General features: G+C 44.7%; 9 protein-coding genes. All 9 read right to left on the bottom strand.

Annotated elements, in window-relative coordinates:
* Positions 1 to 241: 241 nt before the first annotated feature.
* Complete coding sequence (gene rpsK, locus IQ229_RS12025; RefSeq protein WP_069070761.1) at positions 242 to 637, bottom strand: 30S ribosomal protein S11; 396 nt, start codon at positions 635 to 637, stop codon at positions 242 to 244.
* Between the two features lie 54 nt (positions 638 to 691).
* Positions 692 to 1,072, bottom strand: a complete 381-nt coding sequence (rpsM, locus tag IQ229_RS12020) for a 30S ribosomal protein S13 (protein ID WP_094328449.1) — start codon at positions 1,070 to 1,072, stop codon at positions 692 to 694.
* Positions 1,073 to 1,187: 115 nt separating this feature from the next.
* Complete coding sequence (gene rpmJ, locus IQ229_RS12015; protein WP_015129703.1) at positions 1,188 to 1,301, bottom strand: 50S ribosomal protein L36; 114 nt, start codon at positions 1,299 to 1,301, stop codon at positions 1,188 to 1,190.
* A 117-nt stretch (positions 1,302 to 1,418) separates the two neighbouring features.
* Positions 1,419 to 1,643, bottom strand: a complete 225-nt coding sequence (gene infA, locus IQ229_RS12010; RefSeq protein ID WP_006276978.1) for a translation initiation factor IF-1 — start codon at positions 1,641 to 1,643, stop codon at positions 1,419 to 1,421.
* A gap of 177 nt (positions 1,644 to 1,820) precedes the next feature.
* A complete protein-coding gene (locus IQ229_RS12005; RefSeq protein ID WP_194043966.1) occupies positions 1,821 to 2,375 on the bottom strand; it encodes an adenylate kinase in 555 nt (184 codons plus the stop codon).
* 2 nt (positions 2,376 to 2,377) lie between these two features.
* The gene (gene secY, locus IQ229_RS12000) at positions 2,378 to 3,688 is read right to left on the bottom strand and encodes a preprotein translocase subunit SecY (protein ID WP_194043964.1); all 1,311 of its coding nucleotides are present in this window, start codon (positions 3,686 to 3,688) and stop codon (positions 2,378 to 2,380) included.
* Between the two features lie 74 nt (positions 3,689 to 3,762).
* A complete protein-coding gene (gene rplO / locus IQ229_RS11995; protein ID WP_069070765.1) occupies positions 3,763 to 4,206 on the bottom strand; it encodes a 50S ribosomal protein L15 in 444 nt (147 codons plus the stop codon).
* Positions 4,207 to 4,309: 103 nt separating this feature from the next.
* Positions 4,310 to 4,837, bottom strand: coding sequence for a 30S ribosomal protein S5 (rpsE, locus tag IQ229_RS11990; protein WP_190891248.1), 528 nt, complete (start codon positions 4,835 to 4,837; stop codon positions 4,310 to 4,312).
* Between the two features lie 93 nt (positions 4,838 to 4,930).
* Positions 4,931 to 5,206 (bottom strand): 50S ribosomal protein L18 (rplR, locus tag IQ229_RS11985; protein WP_194043962.1); only part of this gene is annotated, 276 nt, incomplete at its 5' end.

Genomic DNA, 5,206 nt, shown 5'->3' with positions numbered 1-5,206 from the left:
CTGTAGATTATTAGGTCTATCAAACTATTAGTATAAAATTACGGTATAGTTTGACACTCCCATTCAGCTTGCAGGCGCTAATAATATTTTGGGTAGCCCAAAGCTTAACAGCTTTCCCGGCGGGAAAATCTGACGCGCTTCTGGTCGCCCAAGCTTTAACTCAATGACAGTTTGAACGTTAGACGCTCAAGCGGTCATTGCTGGCTGTAACTTTTCGTCCTCACTGCCCAAGTTTTAGTATTTAAACTCGACGGCGCTTGGGTGGACGGCAACCATTGTGAGGAATGGGGGTAATATCCCGAATCAGTGTAATTTCCAGTCCTGCTCCTTGAAGCGCCCGGATAGCGGTTTCTCTACCTGCTCCTGGTCCACTAACCATTACTTCAATTTGGCGCATTCCTTGATCGATAGCTCGACGGGCTGCACTTTCCGCTGCGGTCTGCGCTGCAAAGGGAGTTCCCTTTTTTGCTCCCTTAAAACCGCTAGAACCAGCACTGGCCCAGGATATGACATCTCCATTTTGATCGGTAATGGTGACAATGCTATTGTTAAAAGTAGACTGGATGTAGGCCATTCCACTGGGTACATTCCGTTTCTGCTTCTTGCTCCCGGTTTTTTTAGTTGGTTGTCTCGCCATACTTGTTTAGTTGATTTAAGGTAAAACTTGCTCGGATTAGCAAGCGTTGCAAAATTATTTCCCTGGAGCCTTCTTCTTCCCGGCCACTGTCTGCCTTCTGCCTCGACGGGTTCTGGCATTAGTGCGAGTTCTTTGGCCTCTGACTGGTAAGCCCATGCGATGACGACGACCTCTGTAGGTACCAATGTCAACTAAGCGCTTGATGTTCAAAGACTCCAAGCGCCGCAAGTCGCCTTCAACTTGATAGTTGGTTTCTATTTCCCCTCGTAGGGCTGTTACATCGGCATCACTTAAGTCCTTAACGCGGGTGTCTGGGTTTACACCAGTTGCCGCTATAATTTCTTGAGCGCGTGATAATCCAATTCCGTAGATATAAGTCAGACCGATCTCAACGCGCTTATCGCGTGGAAGGTCTACTCCGGCAATACGTGCCACAATGAACTCTCCCTATTGTTGTCGCAATTACTGTTGGTTGGAAAAACGTGATTAATCGCGTCTTTTCGTTTTAATGATGATATGCGTCCTGCAACTAGCTCTGTTGGTAAGAGCGTTATCCTTGACGTTGTTTGTGCTTGGGGTTTACGCAAATCACCATAACGCGACCACGACGTTTGATCACGTTACATTTTTCACAAATTTTCTTGACTGAGGCTCTAACTTTCATGCCTTTTATTTTTTGACTCCAAATATAAAATTATAGCATTTCTAGGGGAATTAATCCAGTTAAATGACTAAGAAACAGTCAAAAAAATGGTTTTATGGTAAAATTCTCTACATATACTTACTTCTTTCGTAGTCGATAGGTAATTCTGCCTTTGGTCAAGTCGTAAGGAGTTAACTCTACCTTGACGCGATCGCCGGGCAAAATCTTGATATAATTTCGGCGAATCTTGCCGGAAATGTGTGCTAGCACGTTAAAGCCATTGTCCAAGTCAACGCGAAACATCGCATTGGGCAAGGACTCTGTAACCGTGCCTTCCATTTCAATCAAATCTTGCTTAGACAATTTGTTTTTTCCTCAACTCAACAATTTCGTGTTCAGTTGCAGCGCTTCATCTGCAAAACAACACATTTTAAGAAATATATCAACAGTTTATTAATATATCTTAGCTAAAATTGATCTTTTTCTTGGGAGCAGTGAGGGGAGAGCCGGGAATTATCTACTCCCTACTTCCCCTCGTTTTCAGGAAGCGATTACCTTTTGTAGTTCACCAGTTACATCTTCTTGGGATTGATTGCCATTGACTGTTAGGAGTTTTTTGCGATCGCCATAATAATCAATTAGAGGTGCAGTTTCAGCGCGGTATACTTCTAAACGACGACGAATCACCTCTTCGGTATCATCTTTTCGTCCTCTAGCTAGCAAACGTGCGATGACAATTTCATCTGGTGCATCTAAATTGACTACCCTTTCGCCACCTTGATGTATTGCTTCCAGTAACTTCTCCAGAAAAGCTGCTTGGGTCACTTTTCGGGGAAATCCATCCAGAATCCAACCATTTTTGGCATCTGGTTGACCGAGACGTTCCTGTACCAAGTCCTGCACTAGCTGGTCGGGAACTAACTCACCGCTATCAACATAACTTTGAGCTTTAATTCCTAAAGGAGTCTGCTCTTTCATGGCTTGTCTTAATATTTCACCCGTAGAAATATGGGGAATATTTAAGTGTTCAGCCAAAGTTTGAGCTTGTGTTCCTTTACCCGCTCCAGGTGGCCCCAAGAAGATTAATCGCGTCACTATTATTTCACCATTCCTTCATAGCGCTGAGAGATGACATAAGTTTGGACTTGTTTGGCTGTCTCAATTGCCACACCAACTAAAATTAACAAAGATGTCGCACCTATCCCCTGGAAAGTTTTCACATTTAAAGCGCTTTCCACGGCGGTGGGGATAATCGCAACGAAGCCCAAAAAGATCGCACCCAAAAAAGTGAGTCGGTTGGACACGCGTTCTATATACTCGCTAGTTGCCTTACCGGGACGAATTCCGGGAATACTAGAACCCATTTTCTTCAAGTTCTGCGCCACATCTACTGGGTTGAGAATCAACGAAGAATAAAAGTAGCTGAAGAAAATGATGGAAACCATGTACACCAAGGCATAGACCCAGGAGCTAGAACCGCTTGGACTCAAATAAGTGTTAACTATATTCGCCAAATCGGCATTTTTAGTAAAATTGGCGATCAGCAGTGGCAAACTGAGGATGGCAGCAGCAAAAATAATTGGCATTACACCGCCTTGATTTAGCCGCAGGGGCAAATAGCTGCGCTGCTCTGCTAAAACTCTCCGACCTACTTGGCGACGAGCTGAAATAATTGGGATGCGGCGCATTCCTTCTTGAACAATCACAATACCAACAATTGTTGCTAGGAAAACTAAGATCAGTACGATCACTCGACCTACTGTTTCCCGACCACCTACTTGTACCAAGTCGATGGTATCGCCTAAAGCTTTTGGTAATGAAGCAACAATGTTGACAAAAATCAACAATGATGCGCCGTTACCAATGCCTCGTTCTGTAATTAGTTCTGATGCCCACATCACGAACATAGAACCAGCAGTCAGAGCGATCGCAGTTTCAGCTACGAAGATTGGCCCTGGCTTTAAGGCGAATTGCTGAAGGAATAATGCCGAAAAAGCTGTACTTTGAAGAATTGCCCAAACTACAGTGACATAGCGGGTAATTTGCGATATTTTTCGCCGACCTGCTTCACCTTCATTTTTCTGTAAATTTTCTAAAGATGGAATTGCCGCGGTGAGCAATTGGATGATAATAGACGCATTAATGAAGGGTAAAATTCCTAAAGCAAAGACTCCCAAAGTCGAAAGTCCTCGCCCGGAAAATATATCCAATAAGCCGAATATGGAATTACTGCCCGATATGGCTTCGGCAAATCTCGGTCTATCAATCCCTGGAACGGGTAAGAAAATACCCAGGCGAACCAAAATTAAAATACCGACGGTGACAAGCAGCCTACCTCTGAGGCCAGCTGCCTGCGCCATCTGCATAAAAGTTTCTTGAGCCGTTGGGGCTTTATCTCGACTGATCATAGAGTGCTACCTTTATAGTGAACCAAGCACTGGCAGCGAGTTGGCTTGCATTTAAGTGCGCTGTTCCGGCTCACTCATAAGACTTCACAACTACCACCAGCTGCCTCAATTTTGCTACGAGCTGAAACTGTAAAAGCTGCCGCTTGTACCTTGAGCGGAATGCTCAATTCCCCGTTACCTAAAACTTTCAGTGGCCCTTTGACAGCAGTCAGGATACCTGCGGCTTTCAACGAGGTCAAAGTTACTTCCGTATTCGCGGGAAGGGAAGCTAGCTTCTCTACATTAATCGTAGTGTAAATCTTCTGATTAACAATCGGAAAGCCCTTCAGCTTAGGTAAGCGGCGGTACAATGGCTGTTGACCACCTTCAAAACCTGGTCGAGTACCACTACCAGAACGAGATTTTTGACCCCGCATACCTAGACCAGCACTAGCGCCTTGTCCGGCAGAAATACCTCTAGCTACACGCTTCTTGCGTTTCTTTGAGCCTTTTTGCGGCTTAACATCATGGAGTCTCATAAGTTATCAAGTTCTCATTTGTCGTTTGTCATTTGTCGTTTGTCATTTGTCATTTGTCCTTTGTTATTCACTAATGACTCATGACCAATGACTAATGACTAAATTAGATGTAGAGATTTTGAATAGGAATACCGCGATCTTCGGCGACTTCAGCAAGGGTACGCAGTGTAGATAAGGCATTAACTGCGGCTCTAGCATTATTGAGCGGATTGTTGGAGCCTAGTTGTTTGGCTAAGACGTTACGAACTCCTGCTAATTCCAACACAGTTCGCACAGCACCACCCGCAATTACCCCAGTACCAGGCGCGGCTGGACGCATAATCACTTTTGCACCGCCACCAACACCATCAATAGGATGAGGGATGGAGTTGGATTTGGTGATTGGGATATCAATGAGGTGTTTTTTGCCGTCGGCTACGCCTTTTTTGACGGCGCCAATTACATCTGAAGCTTTGCCTACTCCAACTCCAACCTGACCGCGTTCATTACCAACGACAACGATCGCTCGGAAGCTGAGTTTTTTACCACCTTTGACCACTTTACTTACGCGGCGGATTTGGATAACCCGCTCTTGCCAAGTGGTTTCTTCTTTTTTGGCACGCTTTGTTCTACTTTTACGCTCTGTTGCCATAATCTATGCTCTGGTGAACGTCAGTTGTCAGTTGTCATTTGTCATTTGTCCTTTGTCATTTGTCCAATAACTAATGACTAATGACCAATGACTTTAGAAATCTAAACCAGCTTCGCGTGCTGCATCAGCTAGTGCTTTGACACGACCATGATATAAGTTACCACCGCGATCAAAGACTACTTTGGTAATGCCTTTTTCTAGCGATCGCACTGCGATCAACTTACCAACTTGCACCGACGCGTCGCGGTTTGCACATGACGCTAAACTAGATTTCAACTCTGGTTCTACGGTCGATGCAGCCACAATGGTTTGATGCTTAGTATCATCAATCAGCTGGGCATAAATATGCTCATTAGAACGGAATACCGC

This window comes from Nostoc cf. edaphicum LEGE 07299, assembly GCF_015207245.1.
Taxonomy (GTDB): Bacteria; Cyanobacteriota; Cyanobacteriia; order Cyanobacteriales; family Nostocaceae; genus Nostoc; species Nostoc edaphicum_B.
The sequence above is the reverse complement of the archived record's forward strand: the minus strand, read 5'-3'. Positions and strand labels throughout refer to the sequence as shown.

Bases quoted from the DNA above. Each gene is read 5' to 3' on its own strand.
- rpsK (WP_069070761.1), bottom strand. From the start codon at position 637: ATGGCGAGACAACCAACTAAAAAAACCGGGAGCAAGAAGCAGAAACGG.
- rpmJ (WP_015129703.1), bottom strand. From the start codon at position 1,301: ATGAAAGTTAGAGCCTCAGTCAAGAAAATTTGTGAAAAATGTAACGTG.
- rpsE (WP_190891248.1), bottom strand. From the start codon at position 4,837: ATGGCAACAGAGCGTAAAAGTAGAACAAAGCGTGCCAAAAAAGAAGAA.
- secY (WP_194043964.1), bottom strand. From the start codon at position 3,688: ATGATCAGTCGAGATAAAGCCCCAACGGCTCAAGAAACTTTTATGCAG.
- rplO (WP_069070765.1), bottom strand. From the start codon at position 4,206: ATGAGACTCCATGATGTTAAGCCGCAAAAAGGCTCAAAGAAACGCAAG.